General features: G+C 70.6%; 22 protein-coding genes. 17 read left to right on the forward strand and 5 right to left on the reverse strand.

Going from position 1 to position 24583, the window contains the following annotated elements; genetic code table 11:
* Positions 1 to 68: 68 nt before the first annotated feature.
* The 6 genes from ACIHFD_RS42450 (at position 69) to ACIHFD_RS42475 (ending at position 4694) form a co-directional block, all read left to right on the forward strand.
* Positions 69 to 332, forward strand: coding sequence for a phosphoribosyl-ATP diphosphatase (locus ACIHFD_RS42450; protein ID WP_192785690.1), 264 nt, complete (start codon positions 69 to 71; stop codon positions 330 to 332).
* Between the two features lie 63 nt (positions 333 to 395).
* The gene (gene hisG, locus ACIHFD_RS42455; protein WP_397371740.1) at positions 396 to 1241 is read left to right on the forward strand and encodes an ATP phosphoribosyltransferase; all 846 of its coding nucleotides are present in this window, start codon (positions 396 to 398) and stop codon (positions 1239 to 1241) included.
* 93 nt (positions 1242 to 1334) lie between these two features.
* Positions 1335 to 2219 (forward strand): ABC transporter ATP-binding protein, encoded by an 885-nt coding sequence (locus tag ACIHFD_RS42460; protein ID WP_397371741.1) that lies wholly within the window; start codon positions 1335 to 1337, stop codon positions 2217 to 2219.
* Positions 2219 to 2953, forward strand: a complete 735-nt coding sequence (locus ACIHFD_RS42465) for an ABC transporter permease (protein ID WP_397371742.1) — start codon at positions 2219 to 2221, stop codon at positions 2951 to 2953. The genes ACIHFD_RS42460 and ACIHFD_RS42465 overlap by 1 nt, the downstream gene beginning before the upstream one ends.
* Positions 2950 to 4092 carry a sensor histidine kinase gene (locus tag ACIHFD_RS42470; protein WP_397371743.1) on the forward strand — a complete coding sequence of 381 codons (1143 nt, stop codon included), beginning with the start codon at positions 2950 to 2952 and terminating at the stop codon, positions 4090 to 4092. Before ACIHFD_RS42465 ends, ACIHFD_RS42470 begins: the two co-directional genes overlap by 4 nt.
* Entirely contained in the window at positions 4089 to 4694 is a 606-nt protein-coding gene (locus tag ACIHFD_RS42475) for a response regulator (protein ID WP_397371744.1), read from the forward strand. Before ACIHFD_RS42470 ends, ACIHFD_RS42475 begins: the two co-directional genes overlap by 4 nt.
* Before the next feature lie 9 nt (positions 4695 to 4703).
* Here the strand turns inward: ACIHFD_RS42475 and ACIHFD_RS42480 are convergent, their stop codons facing one another.
* Together ACIHFD_RS42480 and ACIHFD_RS42485 are read right to left on the reverse strand one after the other, a co-directional pair.
* Positions 4704 to 5981, reverse strand: a complete 1278-nt coding sequence (locus ACIHFD_RS42480) for an aminotransferase class V-fold PLP-dependent enzyme (RefSeq protein WP_397371745.1) — start codon at positions 5979 to 5981, stop codon at positions 4704 to 4706.
* Positions 5982 to 6044: 63 nt separating this feature from the next.
* Complete coding sequence (locus ACIHFD_RS42485) at positions 6045 to 7067, reverse strand: EAL domain-containing protein (RefSeq protein WP_397371746.1); 1023 nt, start codon at positions 7065 to 7067, stop codon at positions 6045 to 6047.
* A gap of 127 nt (positions 7068 to 7194) precedes the next feature.
* On the opposite strand from ACIHFD_RS42485, the gene ACIHFD_RS42490 reads away from it, so the two are divergent.
* The 10 genes from ACIHFD_RS42490 to ACIHFD_RS42535 all read left to right on the forward strand — a co-directional run bounded on the left by ACIHFD_RS42490 (position 7195) and on the right by ACIHFD_RS42535 (position 19778).
* On the forward strand, positions 7195 to 7851 hold the full coding sequence (locus ACIHFD_RS42490) for an acVLRF1 family peptidyl-tRNA hydrolase (protein WP_397371747.1): 657 nt from the start codon (positions 7195 to 7197) through the stop codon (positions 7849 to 7851).
* A gap of 293 nt (positions 7852 to 8144) precedes the next feature.
* Complete coding sequence (locus ACIHFD_RS42495) at positions 8145 to 9164, forward strand: LacI family DNA-binding transcriptional regulator (RefSeq protein WP_350735145.1); 1020 nt, start codon at positions 8145 to 8147, stop codon at positions 9162 to 9164.
* A gap of 108 nt (positions 9165 to 9272) precedes the next feature.
* Positions 9273 to 9929: a DUF1961 family protein gene (locus ACIHFD_RS42500; protein ID WP_355200675.1), complete on the forward strand. Its 657-nt coding sequence runs from the start codon at positions 9273 to 9275 to the stop codon at positions 9927 to 9929.
* A gap of 123 nt (positions 9930 to 10052) precedes the next feature.
* Positions 10053 to 10682: a YesL family protein gene (locus ACIHFD_RS42505; RefSeq protein ID WP_397371748.1), complete on the forward strand. Its 630-nt coding sequence runs from the start codon at positions 10053 to 10055 to the stop codon at positions 10680 to 10682.
* Between the two features lie 116 nt (positions 10683 to 10798).
* Entirely contained in the window at positions 10799 to 12232 is a 1434-nt protein-coding gene (locus ACIHFD_RS42510) for an extracellular solute-binding protein (RefSeq protein WP_397371749.1), read from the forward strand.
* 57 nt (positions 12233 to 12289) lie between these two features.
* Complete coding sequence (locus tag ACIHFD_RS42515) at positions 12290 to 13261, forward strand: ABC transporter permease (protein ID WP_397371750.1); 972 nt, start codon at positions 12290 to 12292, stop codon at positions 13259 to 13261.
* A gap of 12 nt (positions 13262 to 13273) precedes the next feature.
* Positions 13274 to 14173 carry a carbohydrate ABC transporter permease gene (locus tag ACIHFD_RS42520; protein WP_350735155.1) on the forward strand — a complete coding sequence of 300 codons (900 nt, stop codon included), beginning with the start codon at positions 13274 to 13276 and terminating at the stop codon, positions 14171 to 14173.
* Complete coding sequence (locus ACIHFD_RS42525) at positions 14170 to 14790, forward strand: rhamnogalacturonan acetylesterase (RefSeq protein WP_397371751.1); 621 nt, start codon at positions 14170 to 14172, stop codon at positions 14788 to 14790. Before ACIHFD_RS42520 ends, ACIHFD_RS42525 begins: the two co-directional genes overlap by 4 nt.
* Entirely contained in the window at positions 14787 to 17369 is a 2583-nt protein-coding gene (locus ACIHFD_RS42530; protein ID WP_397371752.1) for a Tat pathway signal sequence domain protein, read from the forward strand. Before ACIHFD_RS42525 ends, ACIHFD_RS42530 begins: the two co-directional genes overlap by 4 nt.
* A 111-nt stretch (positions 17370 to 17480) precedes the next feature.
* The gene (locus ACIHFD_RS42535; RefSeq protein WP_397371753.1) at positions 17481 to 19778 is read left to right on the forward strand and encodes an ATP-binding cassette domain-containing protein; all 2298 of its coding nucleotides are present in this window, start codon (positions 17481 to 17483) and stop codon (positions 19776 to 19778) included.
* Positions 19779 to 19812: 34 nt separating this feature from the next.
* Here ACIHFD_RS42535 and ACIHFD_RS42540 read toward each other — a convergent pair whose 3' ends face one another.
* Positions 19813 to 20682, reverse strand: a complete 870-nt coding sequence (locus tag ACIHFD_RS42540; RefSeq protein WP_397371754.1) for a hypothetical protein — start codon at positions 20680 to 20682, stop codon at positions 19813 to 19815.
* A 33-nt stretch (positions 20683 to 20715) separates the two neighbouring features.
* Positions 20716 to 21609 carry an LD-carboxypeptidase gene (locus ACIHFD_RS42545; RefSeq protein WP_397371755.1) on the reverse strand — a complete coding sequence of 298 codons (894 nt, stop codon included), beginning with the start codon at positions 21607 to 21609 and terminating at the stop codon, positions 20716 to 20718.
* Positions 21610 to 21667: 58 nt separating this feature from the next.
* Between ACIHFD_RS42545 and ACIHFD_RS42550 the strand changes: the two genes are divergently transcribed.
* On the forward strand, positions 21668 to 22552 hold the full coding sequence (locus ACIHFD_RS42550) for a sulfotransferase family protein (RefSeq protein ID WP_397371756.1): 885 nt from the start codon (positions 21668 to 21670) through the stop codon (positions 22550 to 22552).
* On the opposite strand, the gene ACIHFD_RS42555 is transcribed toward ACIHFD_RS42550, so the two are convergent.
* Positions 22524 to 24410, reverse strand: a complete 1887-nt coding sequence (locus ACIHFD_RS42555; RefSeq protein ID WP_397371757.1) for an ABC transporter ATP-binding protein — start codon at positions 24408 to 24410, stop codon at positions 22524 to 22526. The two genes, ACIHFD_RS42550 and ACIHFD_RS42555, sit on opposite strands and share 29 nt — an antisense overlap.
* Between the last annotated feature and the right edge of the window lie 173 nt (positions 24411 to 24583).

Raw genomic sequence — 24583 nt, forward strand, 5'->3', positions numbered from 1 at the left:
CGGGGCGGCGTCACCCTCTCACGCAGACTAGGCTTGACGAGCACGTCAGCCGACCGACGAGAGAGACCATGAAGACCTTCGAAGAGCTGTTCGCCGAGCTGTCCGAGAAGGCCAGGACCCGGCCCGAGGGCTCGGGCACCGTGGCCGCCCTCGACGCCGGCGTCCATGCCATCGGCAAGAAGGTCGTCGAGGAGGCCGCCGAGAGCTGGATGGCCGCCGAGCACGAGTCAGACGACAGGGCCGCCGAGGAGATCTCCCAGCTCCTCTACCACGTGCAGGTGCTCATGATCGCCAAGGGCATCGGCCTCGACCAGGTCTACAAGCATCTCTAGGGCGCCCGGCGCCCGCCACCAAGCCCTGGAGAAGCAACAGCGAGACAGATCGAGGACCCGAACATGCTGCGTCTGGCAGTACCCAACAAGGGCTCGCTCAGCGAGGCGGCCCAGAACATGCTCAAGGAGGCCGGTTACCGGCCCCGCAGGGACAGCAAGGAGCTCGTCGTCGTCGACGAGGCCAACGGCTGCGAGCTGTTCTTCCTGCGACCCCGCGACATCGCCGTCTACGTCGGCGAAGGCACGCTCGACGTCGGCATCACCGGCCGTGACATGCTGGTCGACTCCGGCGCGCCGGTCGAGGAGATCATGCCGCTCGGCTTCGGCGGCTCCACCTTCCGCCTGGCCGCCGCGGCCGGCGCGATGACCTCGGCCGCCGACCTCAACGGCCGCCGCATCGCCACCTCCTACGCGGGCCTGCTCGACAAATACCTCTCCGACGAGGGCGTCGACGCCCGCGTGATCAAGCTCGACGGCGCCGTCGAGACCGCCATCCGGCTCGGCGTGGCCGACGCGGTGGCCGATGTCGTCGAGACGGGCACCACGCTGCGCAACGTCGGCCTGGAGGTGTTCGGCGAGCCGATCATGCGCTCGGAGGCGGTGCTGATCAAGCAGCAGAGCTCGCCCGACACGCCCGCCGTCCAGCAGCTCGTCCGCCGTATCCAGGGAGTCGTGCACGCCCGCGACTTCGTGATGATGGACTACGACATCCGGGCCGAGCGCATCGAGGAGGCCATCGCCCTCACACCCGGCATGGAGGGCCCCACGGTCTCCCCGCTGCACCGCGAGGGCTGGGTGGCCGTGCGCGTCATGGTCCGCCGCCAGGGCCACCAGCTGGTGATGGACCAGCTGTGGGACATCGGCGCGCGGGCGATCCTGATCACCGACATCTACGCCTGCCGCGTGTGACGTCCGGCCCCGGCGTTGGCCTGACAAATGTCACGGCCAACGCCGGAGGTAACGCACTAACCGGCCGGAAGCCGCGGCCATAGCGTTCTTTTCATGAACGCCATCGTGTTCGACCACGTCAGCAAGCACTACGGGGACGTGCTCGCCGTCGACGACCTCTCCCTCGCGATCGAGCCAGGCAACACCGTGGCCCTGCTCGGCCCCAACGGCGCCGGCAAGTCCACCTCCATCAACCTCCTGCTCGGCCTGCTCAAGCCCACCGCGGGCACGGTCGCCGTGCACGGGCGCACCCCCGACGAGGCCGTCCGGGCCGGCCAGATGGGCGCCATGCTCCAGAACGGCGCGCTCATCCCCGAGCTGTCCGTCAAAGAGCTCATCGACCTGGTACGCCGCCTCTACCCGAACCCCCTCGCCCTGGACGAGATCCTCAAGCTGGCCGACCTGACCGAGCTCGCGGGCCGGCGGGCGAACAAGCTGTCCGGCGGCCAGTCGCAGCGCGTCAGGTTCGCCCTGGCCATCGCGGGGGCGCCCAAGATCCTGCTGCTCGACGAGCCGACCGCGGCCATGGACGTGGAATCGCGGCTGCGCTTCTGGGCCAGCATGCACGACTACGCCTCCGACGGCAGGACCGTGCTGTTCGCCACCCACTACCTGGAGGAGGCCGACGAGCACTCCGACCGGGTGATCGTCATCGCCAAGGGCCGGCTGGCCGCCGACGGCACCGCCGCCGAGATCAAAGCCGGGGCCGGCGGCCACACCGTCAGCTTCGCCCTCGGCGAGCAGCCCGCGGCCGGGCTCGACCGGCTCCCCGGGGTGACCGCCGTGGAGGTCGCCGGCGGCGTCGTCACCCTGCACACCTCCGACACCGACGCCACCCTCGCCGCGCTCTACCGGGGCACCACCCTCGACGTGAGCGGGCTGAAGCTCTCCAGCGCCGACCTCGAATCCGCCTTCCTCGCCCTGACCAGGGAGTCCTGATGCTCTACTACGCCAAGACCGAGGCCGTGCGGATGCTGCGCAACCGGCGCTACCTGATCTTCGTGGTCGCCTTCCCCGTCCTGCTCTACCTCATCAACGCCAACATCTACGGCAACCAGACCGACGCGGGCGGCGTGAGGTACAGCGTCATCCTGATGGTGTCGATGGCCGCCTACGGGGCGCTGGCCTCGTCCATGATGAGCTCGGCCGTGCCGTGGGCCACCGAGCGGCAGTCCGGCTGGCTGCGCCAGCTCCAGATCACCCCGCTGCCGAGCTGGGCGATCATCGTGACCAAGCTCGGCGCCACCATGGTGCTCGTGCTGCCCTCGCTGGTGCTGGTGAGCCTGGCCGCCGTGGTGCAGCAGCACGTGTCGCTGTCGCTCGGCACCTGGGTGGAGCTGCTGCTCGCGCTCTGGCTCGGCGTGCTGCCGTTCGTCGCGCTGGGCCTGGCCATCGGGTCCGTGCTCTCGGCCGACGCCGCCCAGCCGGCCGCGATGATCTGCATGTTCGCGCTGGCGATCGCCGGCGGGCTGTGGTTCCCGCCCGAGGTGCTCGGCGACACCCTGCGCACGGTCGCGGACGTCACCCCGTCGTTCCACTACGCCAGGCTGGGCCAGAGCATCGTCGCCGGCCAGGGACTGCCCATGACGGACGTGCTGGTCGTCGCCGGATGGGCGGTCGCGCTGGGGGGCGCGGCGGCCTTCCTCTACCGGCGGGCTACCGTACGAGCATGAGCTTCGCCGAGAGGATCACCTTCGGGGACGCGGATGGCAAGCCGTCGCGCAAGCGGCGGCTCATCGGCATCTCCGTGGGCCTGGTCTACCTGGTCTTCCCCGTCAGCGACATCGTGGGGGGAAACCTGACGGGAGCCCGGGCGGTGTGGGCGGCGGTGCTGCTCGTCACGTTCGTCGCGTCCTTCCTCGCGACGGTGCTGATCAACAAGGGCATGTTCGACCACAGCCGCCTGACCTATCCGCTGCTCCTGGTGACCAGCGTGCTCGGTGTGGTGGGCGCCACCGCCTTCGGCGGCCCCTGGCTGAGCCTGCCGGTCTACACCGTCGTGCTGTACGGGTTCACGCTGCCGCCGCTGTGGGCCGTCGTGGCCGTGGTGGCCCAGCTGGCCGTCGTCGTCGGGGCCGGCCTGATCAACCACGACGACGCCGACACGATCATCGTCCTGGGCCTGCAGGTGCTGACGCTCGGCGTGCTGTTCATCAGCGTGCGCAACACCAGGGCGCTGACCGTCAAGCTGCGCCTGGCCCAGGACGAGGTGGCCCGGCTGGCGGCCACGGAGGAGCGGCTGCGCATCGCCCGCGACCTGCACGACCTGCTCGGGCACAGCCTGTCGCTGATCGTGCTCAAGAGCGAGCTGGCCGGACGGCTGTCCGAGGACTCGCCGCAGGCGCACAGGGAGATCACCGACATCGAGACCGTCGCCAGGAAGGCCCTGACGGAGGTGCGGGAGGCAGTCACCGGCTACCGCCAGCGCAGCCTGCCCGAGGAGCTCGACAACGCCAGGACCGTGTTACGCGCGGCGGGTGTGGCGGCCGAGGTGCGGGTCTCGGGGACGCCGCTGCCCGAGCTGCTCGACGGGCTGTTCGGCTGGTCCGTACGCGAGGGCGTCACCAACGTCGTGCGCCACGCGCGGGCCACCCGGTGCGAGATCAGGGTGACGTTCGACGCCGGACACGCCACCCTGGAGATCATGGACAACGGAACGGGCGGCGACGGGCCGTACGCGATGGGCAGCGGGCTGAGCGGGCTCAACGAGCGGGTGGCGGGTGCGGGCGGCACGGTGGAGGCGGGCCCCGCCAGGGGCGGCGGCCATCACCTGCGGGTGCTGGTGCCGGTCGGGAAGGAGGCCTGCGCGTGATCCGCGTGATGCTGGCGGAGGACCAGGGCATGGTACGCGGCGCGCTGGCATCCCTGCTGAGCCTGGAGCCCGACATCGAGGTGGCCGGCGAGGCCGCCGACGGGGAGGAGGCGGTCGCGGTCGCCGCCGAGGTCCGGCCCGACATCGCGCTGCTGGACATCGAGATGCCCGGCATGGACGGGCTCGCGGCCTGCGCGAGCATCACGCGGCAGGTGCCCGGCTGCCGGGTGATGATCCTGACCACGTTCGGGCGGCCCGGCTACCTGCGTACCGCCATGGAGGCCGGGGCCTCGGCGTTCCTGGTGAAGGACAGCCCGGCCAGGGAGCTGGCCGCGGCCATCCGGCGGGTGCACGCGGGGGAGCGGGTGATCGACCCCGGGCTCGCCGCGGCGGCCCTCAGCGCCGGGCCGAACCCGCTGTCGGCGCGGGAGCGGGACGTGCTGGAGGCGGCGGTGGACGGCTCCACGATCGGCGACATCGCCGGCAAGCTGCACCTGTCGGAGGGGACCGTGCGCAACTACCTGTCCTCGGCCATCCAGAAGACGCACGCCCGCAACCGCATCGAGGCGGTGCAGCGCGCCAAGGCCCAGGGCTGGCTCTGACACCCGGGCTCAGCGGAGCCCGGCCACCGCCTTGACCGCCTGGTCCACCTGCTCGGGGGTGGTCACGATGCTGGTGCCGAAGCGCAGCAGCGGCGGGTCGTACGGCGTCACGCTCGCGATCACCTTGCTCGCGTGCAGCCGGTCGACGGCCTCCAGCGGCGCCATCCCCTCGATCGAGCAGCACACGAGGCCCGCCGACAGCTCGGGCGCCCGCGGCGTGGCCAGCGTGACCTGCGGGATCGCGGCCAGGCCGTCCTTGAGCCTGGTGGCCAGCTCCTGCGTGCGCCGCCGCACCCGGTCCTTGCCGATCGCCGTCATGAACCCGAACGCCTGCGGCATCGCCCACCGGTGCTCGAACGCCTTGAAACCGCCCGGCGTGACCAGCTCCGCCGTGCTCGCCCCCGGGGAAGCGCCGCCCTGCCACGCCTGGAACGACGCTCCGCTGAAGCTGGCGATGATCGGGGAGACCGCGTCCCAGGCCCTGCCCCACACGATGCCGGTGCCGCGCGGCCCGAACAGCCACTTGTGCGTGCCGCTGGCCAGGAAGTCGCAGCCCAGGTCGCCGGGGCCGTCGGCCATCGCGCCGAACCCGTGCACGCCGTCCACGCACAGCAGCGCCCGGTCGTGCTCGTCGCGGCCCTTGTTCGCCTCGGCGAGCATGTCGGCGATGGCGCGGACGGGCAGGCGCACGCCGGTGCTGGAATGCACCCAGGTGACCGCGACCACCCTGGTACGCGGGCCGAGCCCGGCCTTGATCGCCGCCACCATCCGGCCGGCGTCGGCGCGGGCGGGGTCGTCGTACAGCCTGACCTTGCGCACCTTCGCGCCCGTGCGCTCGGCCAGCAGCCGCAGCCCCTCGTGGGTGGCGAGGAAGTCGTGCTCGGTGGTCAGCACGTCCTGGCCAGGGCGCAGCCTGAGGCCGGAGTAGAGCAGGGCCAGGCCCATGGTGGTGCTGTCGGTCAGCGCGACCTCCTCCGCCCTGGCGCCCAGATAGCGGGCCGCGGCCTCGCGTACCGTCTGGTCGGGCGACTGCGCGCCGGGCGGCGTGTACTCGGGGTCGGCGTCCAGCGCGTCGCGGTGCTCGGCGATCGTCTCGCGGACCGGGGCCGGGGCCGGCGCCAGCACGAACGCCGCGAACTGCCCGTAGGCCGGGTCCAGCGCGAACTGGGCCCGCACGGACGCCCAGTCGCCGGGGTCGAACTTCGGCTTCACCGCAGGCGTACTGGTCGTGCACGCGCTTGCCAGCCCCGCCAGCATCCCCGCGCCGAGCAGGGTTCTCCTGTCCATCCGCATGGCTACTTCCTATCCCGGTCGCGCGCCCGCGCCCAGGACCCCCACGCGAGTCGTTCGTCAACTCCTGATTGCGGCGACCTGCCTGATGAGGTCGGAGACGCGGACGATGCCGAGGCAGCGGTTCATCTCGTCGGTGACCACCAGGTCGTCATAGACGCGGGCCGAGTCCCGGCCCGCCGCCTGCATGGCCGCGATCGCCGGGGTGGTCCGCGGCACCGTGCGGGGAGGGTCGGCCAGCCGCTGCGCCGGCTTCGAACCGTGCAGCGCGTGCCCGTACCGGGCCGCGAACGACAGCAGGAACCGGCTGCGGTCGAGGCTGCCCTTGGGCCGCTGGAACTCGTCCACCAGGATCACGCTGGTGATCGTCGGCTCGTGCCCGAACGCCTTGACCGCATCCTCCGCCTTGGCCTCCGCGGGCAGCGTCACCGCCGGGATGAGCAGCTCCTGGACGCGCGGCCCGAGCATGACGGAGACCGGCTCGTCGGTGACCGGGAGCGGCACCCGTACCTTGCCGTCGGGGCCCGGGGCCAGCAGCGGGCCGTGCGCCAGCCGCACGCCGAGGCCGCGGGCCACCGCGACCTGCGGCTCGCGTTCGACGCCGGGAGCGAGCACATGGGCGCCGATGCCGCGGGCCAGCGTCACCACCGACCGCGCCACCGCGGTCGCGCGATGGTCCCCGGGGATGCGGGTGACCATCTCGGGGTCGAGGGCCAGCAGGTACGGGCTCGTGTCGGCGACCAGGTCCAAGGCCGCGCCGCTCGTGCCGACGTCGGCGAAGCCGAGCAGGTAGCCGATCGTGCGCAGGCCGTCGAGCCCGACCTTGAGCACCGGCCGGTCCTGTTCCTGGCACGGTCCAGTGAGCAGCAGGATCGCCTCGCGGGGATGCCTGCCGGCTCTTCGGAGCGCCTCGTGCAGGGGCGCCAGGGCGCCCGCGCCCGCCATGACGACCCTGACAGGCAGCTCCAGCACCATCGGCAGGGGGGCCGCCTTGAGCGTACCCGCGGAGTCGACGACGGCCGGGTGGGCGATTACTGCCCCGGTGTCGAGATCCACCATGGGGCTGGTGAGCAGGGAGGACACGTACAGATGGTGGTGCAGTCACGGGCGTGGCTGAAGGCCCAACCAGCAGAATTTACCGACATTTCGTTTTCCCTCCGGGGAGCGGCGGCTTGTCCGTGGGGAATGTGATTCGGTTAGCCTTCGGGGCATGAGCGCGCGTCCGGCGAGGGGTGGCGGCCGGTGGGTCACGGTGCCGCCGGAGCGCCTGCATCCGTGGATCGACGGGTTCGCGGGGCGTCACGGGCCCTTCACGGCGACCGGCGACGAACGGGTCGTGCGGCTGCTCGCCGACGACGGGGCCCTGGCCGAGCTGCACGTGCCGTTCCCGCCCATGACGCCGCCGGGGCCGCCGCACGTCACCCGGTTCGTCACGCACGCCCAGGCCGCGCGGCAGGTGGGGGTGTTCCTGGTGCGGCTCGGGGGCTACGCGGCGGGGGTCTTCTCCGGGGCGTCGCTGGTGGCCTCCAAGGTGGGGTCGCGGCTGGTGCAGGGGCGTACGGCGGCGGGCGGGTGGTCGCAGCAGCGCTTCGCCCGGCGGCGGCGCAACCAGGCGGCGCAGGCGTACGACGACGCGGTGGAGACGGCGGTACGGGTGCTGACGCCGTACCTGGGGGAGCTGGACGGGGTGGTGCTGGGCGGCGACCGCCGGGCCATGGACGCCCTGCGCGCCGACCGGCGGCTCGCGCCCCTGCTGGCTCTGGAGACCGAGCCGTTCCTGGTGGTGCCCGACCCTCGGCTGGCGGTGCTCCGGGACACCCCGGCGTCCTTCCGCGCCACCCGCATCCACATCGTCGATCCGTCCTGACCTCATCCCTTCACGCGGCCCCGTGACCGGTTTGAGAGTTTGAGACGATTCAAAAGAATCTTGAATGCCGCTATGATGCGAGAGTTCGCGGAGGACCGTCATCGGCGGTCCATCCGTTGTCCCTGCGCTCACGGCGTACCGCGTCCAGCGGATCGCCGCAGGTAGCGGTAGGGCGCATCCACGGTGGACCGCTTCAAAGCGGCCCGCCGCAGCACCTTCGGTGGGCCGCGTTCAGCGGACCACCGCCAAGTAGCGGATTATGCATTTCAAGCAGCACGGCCTCGTGAGGATCGATGGCGACCAGGAACATCAAGGAGGTCGCGCAGCTGGCGCGCGTCTCGGTGGGCACGGTGAGCAATGTGCTCAACCGCCCGGAGATCGTGTCCCCCGCCACACGCGAACGCGTCTTCGAAGCGATCAAGAAACTGGGCTTCGTCCGCAATGAGGTGGCCCGCCACCTGCGGGTGGGCCGTAGCCGCACGGTCGGCCTCGTCGTGCTCGACGTCTCCAACCCGTTCTTCGTGGACGTGGCCCAGGGCGCCGAGTCGGTGGCCGACGACCACGACTCGATGGTGGTGCTCTGCAACAGCGCCGGCGACCCCGGCCGCGAGCGCCGCCACCTCGACCAGCTCGAACAGCAGCGCGTCATGGGCATACTGATCACCCCGGTGGAGATGGAGAGCCCCTGGCTGGAGGAGCTGGCCGCCCGCGGCACGCCCGTGGTGCTGGTCGACAGCCCCGCGACCGGCCTGCAGTGCTCGGTGGCGGTCGACGACCGGCTCGGCGGCCAGATCGCCGGCGCCCACCTGATCGAGCGGGGGCACCGGCGGATCATGTTCGTCGGCGGGCCGACGTCCATAAGACAGGTGGCCGACCGGCACGCGGGCATCAGCAGCGCCGTCGCCGCGGCCGACGGCGCGGTCGAGCTGCTGACCTCCACCGCCCCCACGCTGACCGTCGCGGAGGGCCGGGCCGTCGGGGAGCGCGTCGCGGCGCTGCCCGCCGACGAGCGGCCGACGGCGGCGTTCTGCGCGAACGACATGATGGCGCTGGGCTTCTTACAGGCGATGGCCACGCACGGACTGCGCGTGCCCGAGGATCTGGCCATCATCGGGTACGACGACATCGACTTCGCCGCGGCCGCCGCGGTGCCGCTGTCCTCGATCCGGCAGCCCCGTGAGCTGCTCGGACGTACGGCGATCGACCTGCTGCTCGAAGAGGTCGCCGACCCGGAGCAGCACCGGCACCGGCAGGTCATCTTCCAGCCCGACCTGGTGATCCGGGAGTCGAGCGCGTTCGATCGGCGCTCCTGACCCCGGCGCGTCCATGAACCGTTTCATCGCCGGCGGCCGTGCGCCCGCCGGCTCCGTTCGGCGTGCGCACGTTCCCGGCGAGCCGAGCGACCCCATGAAGGAGCCCCCTTGACCGAGCTCTACCGCAACCCCCTGGCCACCCCCGATGACCTGGCAGGATTCCGCCTGGAGGGGGACGGCGCCACCTCCTTCCCCCAGGGACGCCTGCGCCTGGAGAGCCTCAGGCCGCCCTCGGACGGCCAGGCGGCCAACCTGGTGCTCTGGTGTCCCGAGGAGTTCCCCGCCGACGTGCGGATCGAATGGGACTTCTGGCCCGTCCGCGAACCCGGCCTGGCCATCATGTTCTTCCATGCCCGCGGCAGGAACGGCGAGGACCTGTTCGACCCGGGCCTGGCCACCCGCACCGGCCCGTACGACCAGTACCACCACGGCGACATCGACGCCTACCACGTCTCCTATTTCCGCCGGATGTGGGCCTCCGAACGCGCCCTGCACACCTGCAACCTGCGCAAGAGCCACGGGTTCCACCTGGTCGCGCAGGGTCCCGACCCGCTGCCCGCGGTGCTGGACGCCGAGGGCCCGTACGCGATGCGCCTCGAGGTCAGGGCCGGGACGGTCACGTTCTCGGTCAACGATTTGGTCTCGTTCCGCTGGGCGGACGACGGCTCGATCGGCGGTCCCGCCCTGGCCGGAGGCAAGGTCGGGTTCCGGCAGATGGCCCCGCTGATCGGAGAGTACGCAAATCTCCGGGTATCTCGTCATTGACTTTGAGTCGATTCAACACTAATTTCGCACCAACCGCCGTTCACTGGCTTGTAACGGGGCAGGAATCGCGGTGCAACAACCCCACCCCCGAATCCGTGCACATGCCACGAGAGGTGGTGCCGGATGAACCATCCCGCCATGTCTATCAGGCTTCAAGCTGCCTGCTCAGAGCTCATCTGGGCGGTCCAGCTCAACCTGATGTGGATCGTCTTCACGCTCGCTGGAGGCGTGATCGGCGGGCTCGGGCCCGCCACTGTCGCCGCGTACACGCTGGCTCGGCGGCGGACTCGTAATGAATCGTTTCATGGCTGGGTCGAATTCTGGACCGTCTACCGACGGGAGTTCGTTCGGGCCTCGCTGCTGGTCCTGCCCGTGGCGGCGCTGGCCACCGTCCTGGTCGGCAACTATCTTTACCTCTCCGCTCTCGGGCCCAGCATGGGAGCGTTGCGGATCGCGACCTTCGTGGCGCTCATCGCACTCGCCGGTGTGGGGGCGTACGTGGGACCGCTGTACGCGCACTACGATCTGCCGCTACGGGCCTACTGGCCCAAGGCGGCGCAGCTAGCGCTCCTGCGCCCGGCCTCGTCCGTGCTGTTGCTGCTAGCGCTATCAGCCATCGCCTACGCGACCTCGGCGGCGCCCATCCTCGCGCCGGTGATCAGCTTCGGCGCGTGGATCTATCTCAACACGTGGCTCTGCCAGCGCTTCTTCGCGGAGAACGAGGCGCATCTGCATTCGAAAGGGAACTCATGAGCGCATCCCGTCGTCGCCGGCTTCTGGCCGGTGTGTTAACGCTCACGGCTGCACTCACCGCCTCGGCCTGCTCAGGCAGTGACGCGCCCGCCAGCGATCCGAACACGCTGACCATCATGACCAAGCTGTTCGGCGCCGCGCCCGACCCGAAGGGCGAGATGCAGCAGGCGGTCGAGAAGTTCCTCGGCAAGAAGCTCAAGATCAACTGGGTTCCCAACGCCGAGTATGCCGACAAGGTCAACGTCACGCTGGCTTCGGGCAACGTGCCGCAGCTCATCGTCGTGGACCCGCACGGTCCGGCGTTCGTCAAGGCCGCACAGGCCGGGGCGTTCTGGGACTTGACTGACAAGCTGGACAAGTACCCGAACCTGAAGCCGACGGACGAGCGCCGCGTGCTCAACGCCTCCATCAACGGCAAGTCCTACTCCATCCCCCGGATGCGGCCCATGCTGCGTTCGGCGGTCATGATCCGCAAGGACTGGCTGGAGAAGCTCGACCTGAAGCTGCCCGAGACCGTCGACGACCTCTACACCATCGCCAAGGCGTTCGCCGAGAAGGACCCCGACGGCAACGGCAAGAAGGACACCTACGGCCTGATCATCCCGAAGTGGCCGGGCAAGTACGCCAGCTCCAGCCCCTATGACACGCTCGAGACCTGGTTCGGCGCCCCGAACGAGTGGGGCGAGCGCGACGGCAAGCTGGTCCCCGGCTTCGACACCCCCGAGTTCCTCGAGGCCAACAAGTTCCTGAAGAAGATGATCGACGAGGGCCTGGTCAACCCGGACTTCGCCAGCTACGACACGGCCAAGTGGGACGATCCGTTCTTCCAGGGCAAGGGCGGCATCATCATCGACGTGAACGTCCGCTCCAGGGCGCTGCTCGACAAGTTCAGGGACGACGGCGACAAGGACTACGGCGACAAGGTCGCCATGGTCGGCAACCTCAAGCGCGCCGACGGCAAGAAGTTCTCCCTGCCGTTCACCGGCTACAACGACGCCATCGCGATCTCCAAGCAGAGCGTGCGGACCGACCAGGACCTCGACAACGTGCTGAAGATCCTGGACAAGCTGGGGTCGAAGGAGGGCCAGGTCCTGGTCCAGAACGGCATCGAGGGGCGCAACTTCAAGGCCGACGGTGACACCGCCGCGCTGATCAACGAGACCGACCCCGCGGTCAGGGTCGTCCAGGACAACGTCGACCAGGCCTTCACCCAGCTCGGCTTCAAGGGCGACACGACGTACGGCGGCCTCGCCTACGCGCGCACGCCGTCCGGCCAGCCGTACAAGGACATCATCAAGCTGGGCTTCGACCTGATGAACGAGGACCTCAAGACGGCCGTGTTCAACCCGGCGCTGGCCGTGGTCTCACCCACCAAGGTCGCCAAGGGCGCACAGCTCGACGACATCATCCCCGACGCCCGGATCAAGTACCTCTCCGGTGAGATGACCGAAGAGCAGCTGAAGGGCGAGATCAAGCGCTGGTACGACGCCGGCGGCACGCAGGTCGCCACCGAGATCAACGACCTGGTCTCCAAGCTCGGCACCAACTGATCCGCCTGAGGGACCCGGGCCGCCGTGCCCGGGCCCCTCACATGAAAGGAGGCCGCTGTGGCCACCGACCTGGCGCCGCCTCCCGCGAGGGCGGCGAGCAAGCCCGGCCGACGCCGGAGGCCGGGATTGGGCGCCGCCCTGGCGCGCTATCGCTGGCTCTACCTGATGCTCCTTCCGGGCGTCGTCTACTTCGCAGTCTTCAAGTACCTGCCGATGTACGGCATCACCATCGCCTTCCAGGACTTCCTGCCGTTCCTCGGCTACTCCGGCAGCCCCTGGGTGGGCTTCCAGCACTTCCAGGATCTGTTCACCGGGCCGGACTTCGGCCGGCTGATGTTCAACACGCTGTTCCTGGCGCTCCTGACCGTGGTCTTCATCTTCCCCGCGCCGATCATCGTTGCGCTGCTGCTGAACGAGCTGCGGATCAACGTGCTCAAGCGTTGGGTCCAGTCGGTGATGTACATCCCGCACTTCCTGTCCTGGACGATCGTCGCGTCGCTGACGTATCTGCTGTTCTCCGCGGATTACGGGGTGCTCTCCGGATGGATCCGCGACATACTCGGCGACACCGCGAAGATCGACTATGTGGCGCAGGAGGAGTGGTTCCGGCCGCTGATCATCCTGCAGCAGATGTGGAAGCTGACCGGCTGGGGCACGATCATCTACCTGGCCGCGCTGGCCGGTGTGGACCCGCAGTTGTACGAGGCGGCACGCATGGACGGCGCCAGCCGCTTCCGCCAGCTCTGGCACGTCACGCTGCCCGCGATCCGCCCGACGATCGTCGTCATGGCCATCCTCACCTCGGGCAACCTGCTCGACACGGGCTTCGAGCAGATCTGGCTCATGACCACCTCGCTGAACCGCTCTGTGGCGGACGTGTTCGACACCTACGTCTACTACACCGGTATCACCCAGGGCGCCATCAGCTACTCCACCGCCGTCGGCCTGTTCAAGGGCGTCGTCGGCTGCATCCTGATCTTCGGCTCCAACTGGCTGGCCAAGCGCCTCGGCCAGCGTGGACTGCTCTAGGGGGCCCTGGATATGAACAGCATGAAGCACAAGAAGCTGAACACCGAGTACAGCACCGTGGCCAGCCGAGTGTTCGACGTGATCAACGTCGCCGTGCTCGTCGGCCTGGCGCTGGTCACGGTGCTGCCGCTGCTGTACGTGCTGGCGGGGTCCTTCGCGAGCGAGTCGGAGATCGCCGCGCGGCCGTTCTTCCTGTGGCCGGAGAAGTTCATCACGGACACGTACACGTTCATCTTCTCCACCCCCACCTTCGTCCGCGCCCTGCTCACGACCATCGTCGTGACGGCGGTCGGCACGGTGGTGCAGCTGGTGCTGACGTTCACCATGGCGTATCCGCTGGCCAAGCGGTACCTGCCGGGCCGGACGCTGGTGCTCAACCTGGTGATCTTCACGCTGGTCTTCTCCGGCGGCATGATCCCCACCTACCTGGTGGTGCGCGACATGGGGCTGCTGGACAGCTACTGGGCGCTGATCCTGCCGCTGGCGATCAACCCGTTCTATCTGATCATCGTGAAGAGCTTCTTCCAGGAGCTGCCGCAGGCGCTGGAGGAGGCGGCGCGCATCGACGGCTGCAACGAGATGGGCGTCTTCTTCAAGATCGTTCTGCCGCTGTCGAAGCCGATCATCGCGACCTTCGCGCTGTTCTACGCGGTGAGCATCTGGAACGACTACATGTCGCCGCTGCTGTACATCAGCGACCCCAGCAAATGGACGCTGCAGATCCTGGTGCGCCAGCTGACCAGCGCTGACCAGGCCGACGCGCTGGCGAACATGGACAGGACGTTCGTGCCGCCGGAGCAGGGCCTGAAGTTCGCGGTCGTGGTGATCGCGACGCTGCCGATCCTGCTCTTCTACCCGTTCCTGCAGAAGCACTTCGCGAAGGGTGTTCTGATCGGGGGCGTCAAGGAGTGAGTCGCGCCATCCTCCTGGCCGGTGACTCGACGGTCGCCGCGTGCCCGGCCTGGGAGGCGCCCATGTCCGGGTGGGGGGCTCAGCTCGGCGCGTACGCGGGCGAGCCCGTGCGCAACTTCGCCAAGGGCGGCGCCACCACTGCTAGCCACCGCGCCGAAGGGCTGTGGGCGGCGCTGCTGCGCGAGGTCGTGCCCGGAGACGTGGTCGTGATCCAGTTCGGGCACAACGACCAGAAGGATCCCGCGATCCCATACCAGGACAACCTGCGCGCCTTCGTCGAGGAGGCGCGCGGGGCGGGGGCGTCGGCGGTGCTGTGCACGCCGGTGCAGCGGCGCCGGTTCGACGGGGACCGGCTGGTGCCCACGCACGGCGACCACCCCGACCTGGTGCGGGCGCTGGCCGCCGCCGAGGGCGTGCCGCTGATCGACCTGACCGCCGCCACCACCGAGCTGTACGAACGGCTCGGCCCCGACGGCTCCAGGAGCCTGTTCACGCACTTCAAGCCGGGGGAGCACCCGCTCTACCCCGACGGGGTGGCCGACGACACCCACTTCAGCTTCCGCGGCGCCGACGAGGTGGCCGCGATCGTCGCCGAACGACTGAAGGAGATCCGATGACGGCACTTCGCTGGCTGGACCGACCGGGGGAGCAGGGGGTGACCTGGGGGGTTCCATGGCCGCGCGGCGCGGTCGAGCGGGATGCGCCGTTCGCGCTGGCCGACCCGGAGGGCCGCGAGGTGCCCGTGCAGAGCTGGGTGACCGCCACCTGGCCCGACGGCTCGGTCAAGTGGTCGGCCCACGCGATCGGCGCGCGGCCCGCGGAGCTGTCGTACCGGATCGAGGCCGGACGCGAGCCCGCCGCGGCCGCCACCCCCGTCACCGTGGCCCGCCGGGACGGCGTGCTGACCGTGAGCACCGGCGTGGTCACCTGGACGATCGAGGAGTCCGGCGGCACGCTGGCCCGCTCGATCTCGCGCGGGAGCCGCGAGATCGCCAGGGACGTGCGCCTGGTCAGCCTCCGCCAGAGCGGGCCCACGCCGGACGACGGCGGCGCGGTGGCCCGTTCGCGGGCCACGGGGCAGGTCGAGACGGTCACGGTCGAGCAGGACGGGCCCGTGCGCGCGGTCGTCCGGCTGGAGGGCCGGCACGGCGACTGGCTGCCGTTCACCGTGCGCCTGTACTTCCACGCGGGCGCCGAGCAGGTGCGGATCATGCACACGTTCGTCTGGGACGGCGACCCCGAGCGCGACTTCCTGGCCGGGCTCGGGCTGAGCGCCGACGTGGTCATGCGGGACGAGCCGCACGACCGGCACGTGCGCCTGGCCGGCAGCGGCGGCTTCCTCACCGAGGCCGTGCGCGGGCTGACCGGCCTGCGCCGCGACCCCGGCGAGTCCGTACGGCGGGCGCAGGTCGAGGGCCGGCCGGTCGGCGAGATCGCCCCCGAGGTCGCGGGCCGGTTGCACCTCATCCCCACCTGGAACGACTACACCCTCGACCAGGGCTCCGCCGACGGCTTCACGCTGCGCAAGCGCACCGCCGAGGGCCACTCCTGGGTGACGATCCCCTCCGGCACCCGCTCGGCCGGCTACGGCTACGTCGGCGGCGCCGGCGGCGGCCTCGGCTTCGGGCTGCGCGACTTCTGGCGCCTGCACCCCACCCGCCTCGACGTCAGGAACGCGGCCACCGACCTGGCCACCGTGACCGCCTGGCTGTGGTCGCCGTCCGCGCCCGCCATGGACCTGCGCTTCTACCACGACGGCATGGGCCAGGACACCTTCGCCGAGCAGCTCGAGGGCCTGGAGGTCACCTACGAGGACTACGAGCCCGGCTTCGGCGACGCCCACGGCGTGGCGCGCACGCACGAGCTGACCCTGCGCGCCTACGAGGCCACGCCGTCCGCGCAGGACCTGTCCCGGCACGCGACCGCGATGAACCAGCCGGGGCTGCTGGCCGCGTCCCCGGAGCGGATGCGCGAGGCGGGCGTCTTCGGCGTCTGGGAGCTGCCCGACCGCTCGACGCCGGCCCACGCCGAGATCGAGGACCGGCTGGACTTCCTGTTCGACCTGTACGTGCGCGAGCGCGAGCAGCGCAGGTGGTACGGGTTCTGGGACTACGGCGACGTCATGCACACCTACGACCCGGACCGCCACACCTGGCGCTACGACGTGGGCGGCTACGCCTGGGACAACTCCGAGCTCTCGCCCGACCTGTGGCTGTGGCTGCAGTACCTGCGCACGGGCCGGCCGGACGTCTTCCGCTTCGCCGAGTCGATGACCCGCCACACCGGCGAGGTCGACGTCTATCACGCGGGCCGCTGGAAGGGCCTGGGCAGCAGGCACAACGTGCAGCACTGGGGGTGCAGCTGCAAGCAGCTGCGCATCTCCAACGCCGCCTACCGCCGCTTCTACTACTACCTGACCGCCGACGAGCGCACGGGCGACCTGATGGACGAGCTGAGCGTCCCCGAGGAGACGTTCACCGTCATCGACCCCCAGCGCAAGGTGCGCGAGGACGTCTACACGCCGGACCCGTCGGCGCTGTCGGTCGGCCTCGGCACCGACTGGGGATCGCTCGCGGCCGCGTGGCTGACCCGGTGGGAGCGCTACGGCGACGAGCGGGCCAGAGACCGGTTGCTGGGCACGATGGCCGACATCGGCGCGCTGCCGAACGGCTTCCTGACCGGCGAGGCCCGGCTGGACCTGGCGACCGGGCGGTTCGACACCTCCCGGGACAAGATCTCCGTCTCGCACCTGTCGTCGCTGTTCGGGCTGCCGGAGATGTGCGCCGAGCTGATCGGGCTGGACCTGGACGTGCCCGGGTTCGAGCAGGCGTGGCTGCAGTACTGCCGCCTCTACCTGGCGCCGCCCGAGCAGCAGGAGGCGGAGGTGGGGGAGCGGCTGAGCGGGATCTCGCTGATCCAGGCGCACAGCAGGCTCACCGCGTACGCGGCCGCCCGCACGGGCGACGCCGGCCTGGCCGCCTGGGCGTGGCGCAAGTTCTCCCTGGACGAGGGTGACCAGCTCAACAGCAACCCGATGCAGCGGGAGAAGGACTGGCGCCTGAACCTGGTGGACGGGCCGCACGTGCTGTCCCCGGTGCACGAGGCGGCCTTCGTCAGCACCAACGGCGCCGCCCAGTACGGACTGGCCGCCATCCACAACCTCGCCCTGATCGGAGCGCAGCTGAAGGAGTCATAACCGTACCGTATGACGTACGGTACGCTGTACGGAACCCAGAAATGTCGGGGCGGCGCTGTACGCTGTCCCGGCTTTCCCCTATGGCAACAAATCCGAAGATGGAAGGGTTCCGTGGTTTCCAGCCAGGCCAGCGCCGTTCACCGCGATCACACCGCCGCCGACAGCCACGACCTCATCCAGGTCCGCGGCGCGCGGGAGAACAACCTCAAGGGCGTCTCCCTCGACCTCCCCAAGCGCCGCCTCACCGTCTTCACCGGGGTGTCCGGCTCCGGCAAGTCGTCACTCGTCTTCGACACGATCGCCGCGGAGTCGCGCCGGCTGATCGACGAGACGTACACGTCGTTCATCCAGTCGTTCATGCCGAGCCTGGCCCGCCCCGACGTGGACGCGCTGCACAACCTGAGCGCGGCCATCATCGTCGACCAGGAGCGGATGGGCGCCAACGCCCGCTCCACCGTGGGCACGGCCACCGACGCCCACACGATGCTGCGGATCATGTTCAGCCGCATCGGCGAGCCCCACGTCGGCGGGGCCGGCGCCTTCAGCTTCAACCTGGCCGAGGGCATGTGCCCCGAGTGCGAGGGGCTGGGCAAGGCGTCCACCATCGACGTCGACGCCCTGGTCGACCGCGAGCTGTCGCTCAACGACGGGGCGATCAAGGTCCCGGGATACCCGGTGGACAGCTGGCAGTGGCAGGTCATCGCGGGGTCCGGACTGTTCGACCCGGCCGTCAAGCTGAAGGACTTCACGCCCGAGCAGTGGGAGGACTTCCTGCACAAGCCCCCCACCAAGCTCAAGTACGGCACCAACAACTTCACCTACGAGGGCCTGGCCGGCAAGGTCAGGAGGACCCTGCTGGGCAAGGACCGGGAGTCGATGCAGCCCTCGGCGCGGGCGTTCGCCGACCGGGCGCTCAAGCTCACCCTCTGCCCGTCCTGCGGCGGCTCCCGGCTGAACGAGGCCGCCCGGTCCGCCCGGATCGGCGGCCGCAACATCGCCGAGTGCGCGGCCATGCAGATCAACGACCTGGCCGACTTCGTCCGCGGCATCGGCAACCCCGCCGTGGGCCCGGTGCTGGACGGGCTGCGCTCGACGCTCGAGTCCCTCGTCGAGATCGGCCTGGGCTACCTGAGCCTCGACCGCGAGTCGTCCACGCTGTCCGGCGGCGAGGCGCAGCGGGTCAAGATGGTGCGCCACCTCAACTCCAGCCTGACCGACGTCACGTACGTCTTCGACGAGCCCACGGCCGGGCTGCACCCGCACGACATCCAGCGCATGAACAACCTGCTGCTCCAGCTGCGCGACAAGGGCAACACGGTGCTCGTCGTCGAGCACAAGCCGGAGACGATCGCCATCGCCGACCACGTGGTGGACCTCGGCCCCGGCGCGGGCACGGCGGGCGGGAGCCTGTGCTATGACGGCGACCTCGACGGGCTGCGCGCCTCCGGCACGCTGACCGGCCGCTACCTCGATCACCGGGTGCGCCTGCGCGACGACGTCCGCAAGCCGGCCGGTCACCTGCAGATCACGGGCGCCACGCTGCACAACCTCAAGGACGTGAGCGTGGAGGTCCCGCTCGGCATGCTGACCGTGGTCACCGGCGTGGCCGGGTCGGGCAAGAGCTCCCTCATCCACGGCTACATCGCCGGGCGCGAGGGCGTGGTGGTGGCCGACCAGTCGCCGATCCGCGGCTCGCGCCGGAGCAACCCGGCCACCTACACCGGCCTGCTCGACCCGATCCGCGCCGCGTTCGCCAAGGCCAACGGCGTCAAGCCCGGCCTGTTCAGCGCCAACTCCGAGGGCGCCTGCCCGGCCTGCAAGGGCATCGGCCTGATCTACACCGACCTGGCCATGATGGCCGGCGTGGCGTCGGTGTGCGAGGAGTGCGAGGGCCGGCGGTTCACGCCGGAGGTGCTGACGTACACGCTGCGCGGCAAGAACATCGGCGAGGTGCTCGACATGCCGGTGGCCGAGGCCCGCGACTTCCTGACCGAGCGGCAGGCCCGCACGATCCTCGACCGCCTCGTGGCCGTCGGGCTCGGCTACGTGGGCCTGGGCCAGCCGCTCACCACGCTGTCGGGCGGCGAGCGGCAGCGGCTCAAGCTGGCCATCAACATGGCCAAGAGCGGCACCACGTACGTGCTGGACGAGCCCACCACGGGCCTGCACCTGGCCGACGTGGACCAGCTCCTGGCCCTGCTCGACCGCCTGGTGGAGGACGGCAACACGGTCATCGTGATCGAGCACCACCAGGCCGTCATGGCGCACGCCGACTGGATCATCGACATCGGCCCGGGGGCCGGTCACGACGGCGGCCAGGTCGTCTTCTCCGGCACCCCCGGCGAGCTGGTCGCCGACGGCACCTCGCTCACCGCGATCCACCTGCGCGACTACGTGAGCAGAACCTGACCGTTCCGCGCTCCTGGAGCCCGCCCCAGGCCCTTCAGACGGCCAGGCGGGCCAGGACGCGGGCGAACTCCGGCGGCGGCGCCACCACGAGCCTGGTCTGCCCGTCCTGGGTGACGATGTCGGCCCTGATGAGCGTCAGCCGCTCCTCGTGCCACCAGTAGACCTGCGAGCTCAGCCCGTCCGTGCGCGCCGCGTGCACCCGCAGCCGCTCGATGGCGCGTACCACGCCGATCCCGTCCACCGCGTGCACGAGCAGCGTGTACGGATCGGGCAGCACCACGAGCACCCCGTCGGAGGGCACGGGGAGGTAGTCGCCCAGCCAGCGCAGGTGCGTGGCGGCCGCCGGGGTCATGGCGGTCAGCCGCGTCACCGGCGTGCCGGACAGCAGGATCGTCTCCACCTCCAGCCGCTCCTCGCGGCGGACGTTGGAGACGGCCAGGTCGATCGCCTTCGCGGCGGCCACGGGCCAGCACCCGGCCTGCTCGGGCCGCACCGGCCGGGAGCCTGCGAAGAGCAGCTCCACCAGGTCGGCGTTGAGGTGGCGGCCCACCACGCGGGTCAGGTCGGGCACCGCGTCCACGGCGTCCACGCGGGTGCGCAGCAGCGGGCGGGCCTGCTCCAGGTCGCACACGTCCAGCCGCTCGCCCGCGGTGGCCACGGCGTGCGCGAGGTGCTCGGAGACCAGCATGGGCCAGTCCTCCCTGGCCCGGCGGCCCGCCTCGCGGCGCAGCCCGGTGAGCCTGACGACCAGCTCCATGTCGCCTCTGAGCGTCACGGAGCCGCCGTCCTTGGCGAACTCGAAGGAGTATCCGAGGGATTCCGCGACGAGTGAGAGCAGCGAGTCCAGGTCGACATCCTCGACCGGCCGGCGCGAGGGCCGGCGGTCACGCTTGAACAAGCTCACGCGCCGTGTCCCTTTCTGTCGGATTCGTCCCTCTTACCTTGCCTGCCCCTCATCACTGACGATGCCCGCTAGCGAGCACGATTCGGTATCGATAACCCCAAGTCTCCCCAGCCACACGCTCATCTGGGGCGACCCGTGCCCCACCGGAAGCCCTGCCAGGACGGGCACTCCGAGCCTCCCGAGCCGGTCCTCGAGCACCGCGTACGGGTCACCGCAGTCGACCCACGAGCCGAGCGCGATCCCGCGCACCCCGTCGAACGCCCCCGCCTGCAGGAGCTGGGTGAGCATGCGGTCGATCCGGTACGGCTCCTCCCCGATGTCCTCCAGGAACGCGATCCTGCCCGCGAACGACGGCTGCCACCGGGTCCCGCACATCGAGGCCAGCAACGACAGGTTGCCCCCGGCCAGCACCCCCTCGGCCCGCCCCGGCACCAGCACCCGCTCGCCCCGGACGCTCTGGGGCGCCCCGAACAGCGCCGCCCGCAGGCTGTCCCACGTGCGCGGCTCGGGCCCCTCCTCGGCGGCCAGCACGTCGCAGGCCGCCATCGGCCCGTGCAGCGTGGGCACGCCCAGCTCGATGGCGAACGCGTTGTGCAGCGCCGTGATGTCGCTCGACCCCAGCAGGACCTTGGGGCCGGCGGCCCGCATGGCGTCCCAGTCGAGCAGGTCGAGGAGCCGGGCGGCGCCGTACCCGCCGCGGCAGCAGAACACCGCGGAGACGGCCGGGTCGCACCAGGCGGACTGCAGGTCGGCGGCCCGGGCGGCGTCGTCGCCCGCCAGGTAGTCGAGCGGCTGACGGTCGAGCGCGTGCGCGCCCACCACCACCTTCAGCCCGAGGCCCTCCAGTCGCTCCACGCCACGCCTCAGCAGCGCCGCGCTGGGCGGCCCCGACGGTGAGACGACGGCGACGGTGTCACCGGGTCGCATGGATCAACTCCTCGTTTGGCTCGTACACGTGGCAAACGGTGTCACACTTACCTCTCGTATGCGACTTCCGCCCCACATCCTCGTGGTCAACGGCATCAAGGTCCGCCGGCCGGTCTTCCTGATCGGAGCGCCGCATTCCGGTACGGACCTGCTGGCCCGCGCCCTGAAACGATCCCCCGGCTTCCATGTGACCATGGGCCGCGCGAGTGTGGCGCACGTGGTGTACGCCTTCGCCCGCAAGCCGTCCATCGGCCAGACCTCCGGCGCCGTGCGCGTCATGCGCGACGCGCTCGCCGAGTCGTGGCAGGTGCTGCCCCGGTCGTGCGGCCAGTGCGCCGTGTCGTGCCGCGAGGCGGGCGGCGTCACAGGGACCGGTCCCTGTGTCTCGGCCGGCGACATCACCAGGTTCGGCGACGGCAGCCCCGATCTGCTCTACAGCGCCCCGGTGCTGCTCCAGGCGTTCCCCGACGCGCGGTTCGTGCAGCTCATCCGCGACGGCAGGGACGTGGTGGCCGGCATGCTCGACGACCCCGCGTGCCTGGCCTGGTTCAAGCCGGCCATGCTGACGGAGCAGACCGAGTTCCCCAATCCGTTCCTGGGCGTCAACAAGGACGAGCACCTCGAACGCTGGAAGGGCATGCCGGCGGCGGGCAAGAGCGCCCTGCGCTGGCGCAGCGCCGTGCGCATGAGCGCCGAGCTGCGCAGGACGCTGCCCGAGGGGCAGCTCCTGACGCTGCGCTACGAGGACCTGGTGCACAAGCCGGCGCCGTCGGTCGCCACGCTCGCGGAGTTCCTGGAGACGCGGGTGTCCAAGGTCGTCCTGTACGACACCGGCGTCCCCAAGGTCGGCGCCTGGCGCGCCAAGCTCCGGGGACCCGATCTGGAGCTGGTGGAGAAGGTGGCCAGGGAGGAGCTCAACCGCCTGGGCTACCTGAAGAGGTGAACTGGGTGCGGTAGAGCTCGGCGTAGAGCCCGCCGCGCTCCAGCAGCTCCTCGTGGCGGCCCCGCTCGGCGATGCGGCCCTCGTGGATCACCAGGATCTCGTCGGCCTCCCTGATCGTCGAGAGCCGGTGCGCGATCACCAGCGAGGTGCGGCCCTCCAGCGCGGTCTTCAGCGCCACCTGCACGGCCGCCTCGGACTCCGAGTCGAGGTGGGCGGTGGCCTCGTCGAGCACGACCACGCGCGGCGCCTTGAGCAGCAGCCGGGCCAGCGCCAGGCGCTGCTTCTCGCCGCCCGACAGCCGGTAGCCGCGGTCGCCCACGACGGTGTCGAGCTGCTCGGGCAGGCCCTCCACGAGATCGCCGATCTGCGCGGCCCTGAGAGCCTCCCAGATCTCCTCGTCGCTCGCCTCAGGCCTGGCATAGCGGAGGTTGGCCCCGATCGTGTCATGGAAGAGATGAGCGTCCTGCATGACCACTCCGACGGTGTCGCGCAGGGAGTCGAGGGTGGCTTCGCGCACGTCGAGCCCGTTGATGCGGACCGCGCCCTCGTTGACGTCGTACAGGCGGGACACCAGTGACGTGATGGTCGTCTTGCCCGCGCCCGAGTGGCCGACCAGGGCGACCAGCCGGCCCGGCGCGGCCGTGAACGAGATGCCCTTGAGCACGGGGTACGACGGGCCGCTGTCCTGCCTGGCGACCGACTCCAGCGAGGCCAGCGAGACCTCCTCGGCGGCCGGGTAGCGGAAGCGCACGTCGTCGAACTCGATCGTGACCGGCCCGCCGGGGATCGGCACGGCGCCGGGCCGCTCGGCCACCATGGGCTTGAGGTCGAGGATCTCGAAGACGCGGTCGAAGCTCACGAGCGCGGTCATCACGTCGACGTGCACGTTAGACAGGGACGTGAGGGGGCCGTACAGGCGCATCAGCAGGGCGGTCAGGGCCACCAGCGTGCCCAGCTCGAAGGCGCCGGACACGGACAGGACGCCGCCGATGCCGTACACCAGGGCGGTGGCCAGCGCGGCGACGAGCCCGAGCGCGACCCGGAAGACGGTGCCGTACATGCCGACCGTCACGCCCACGTCGCGCACCCGGGCCGCCCTGCGGCCGAACACCTCCGCGTCGTCCTCCGGGCGGCCGTAGAGCTTGGCCACCATGGCGCCCGCCACGTTGAACCGCTCGGTCGTCACGGAGCTCATCTCGGCGTCGAGCTGCATCTGCTCGCGCGTCAGCGCCGACATGCGCCGCCCGACGAACTTGGCGGGCACGATGAAGATCGGCAGCAGCACCAGCGCGACCAGCGTCACCTGCCACGACAGCGCCAGCATCGCGCCCAGCACCAGGACCAGGCTGACCACGTTGGAGACCACCGACGACAGCGTGCTCGTCAGCGCCCGCTGCGCGCCGATCACGTCGGTGTTGAGCCTGCTGACCAGCGCGCCGGTCTGGGCCCGCATGAAGAACGCCACCGGCATGCGCTGCACGTGGTCGAACACCTCGGTGCGCAGGTCGTAGATCAGCCCTTCGCCGATGCGCGCCGAGAACCACCGCTGCACCAGCGTCAGCCCGGCGTCCACCAGCGCCAGCGCGCCGATCGTCACCGCCAGCCCGACCACGACGCCCGGCCGCCTGGCCAGGATGCCGTCGTCGATGATCGCCTTCATCAGCAGCGGGTTGGCGATCACGATGACCGCGCCCGCCACGACGAGCAGCAGGAACGCGGCAATGTGCGTCCTGTACGGCTTGGCGTAGCGCGCGATGCGCCGCACGGTGCCGGGCCGCAGCCGCTGCTTGGTCACCGAGCCGTCGCGCCGCAGGGACGCCATAACGTTGGGGCCGAAACCCCCTCCCATCATCGCCATCCGGGGGATCCCTCCTTCTCCACGGGAGAGAGCACCGCCGGCGCGCCCGGCGATTCCCCCGTCCGCTCAGCGCGAAACCCACCGGCGCCGCCGCCCCTCCCAACCTACCGCCCACCCGCGTGACCAGGGCGCTCGCCGCCGTCGCCACGCCCGTCCTTCGGGGAGCATGAGGA

It is taken from the genome of Nonomuraea sp. NPDC051941, from assembly GCF_044593615.1.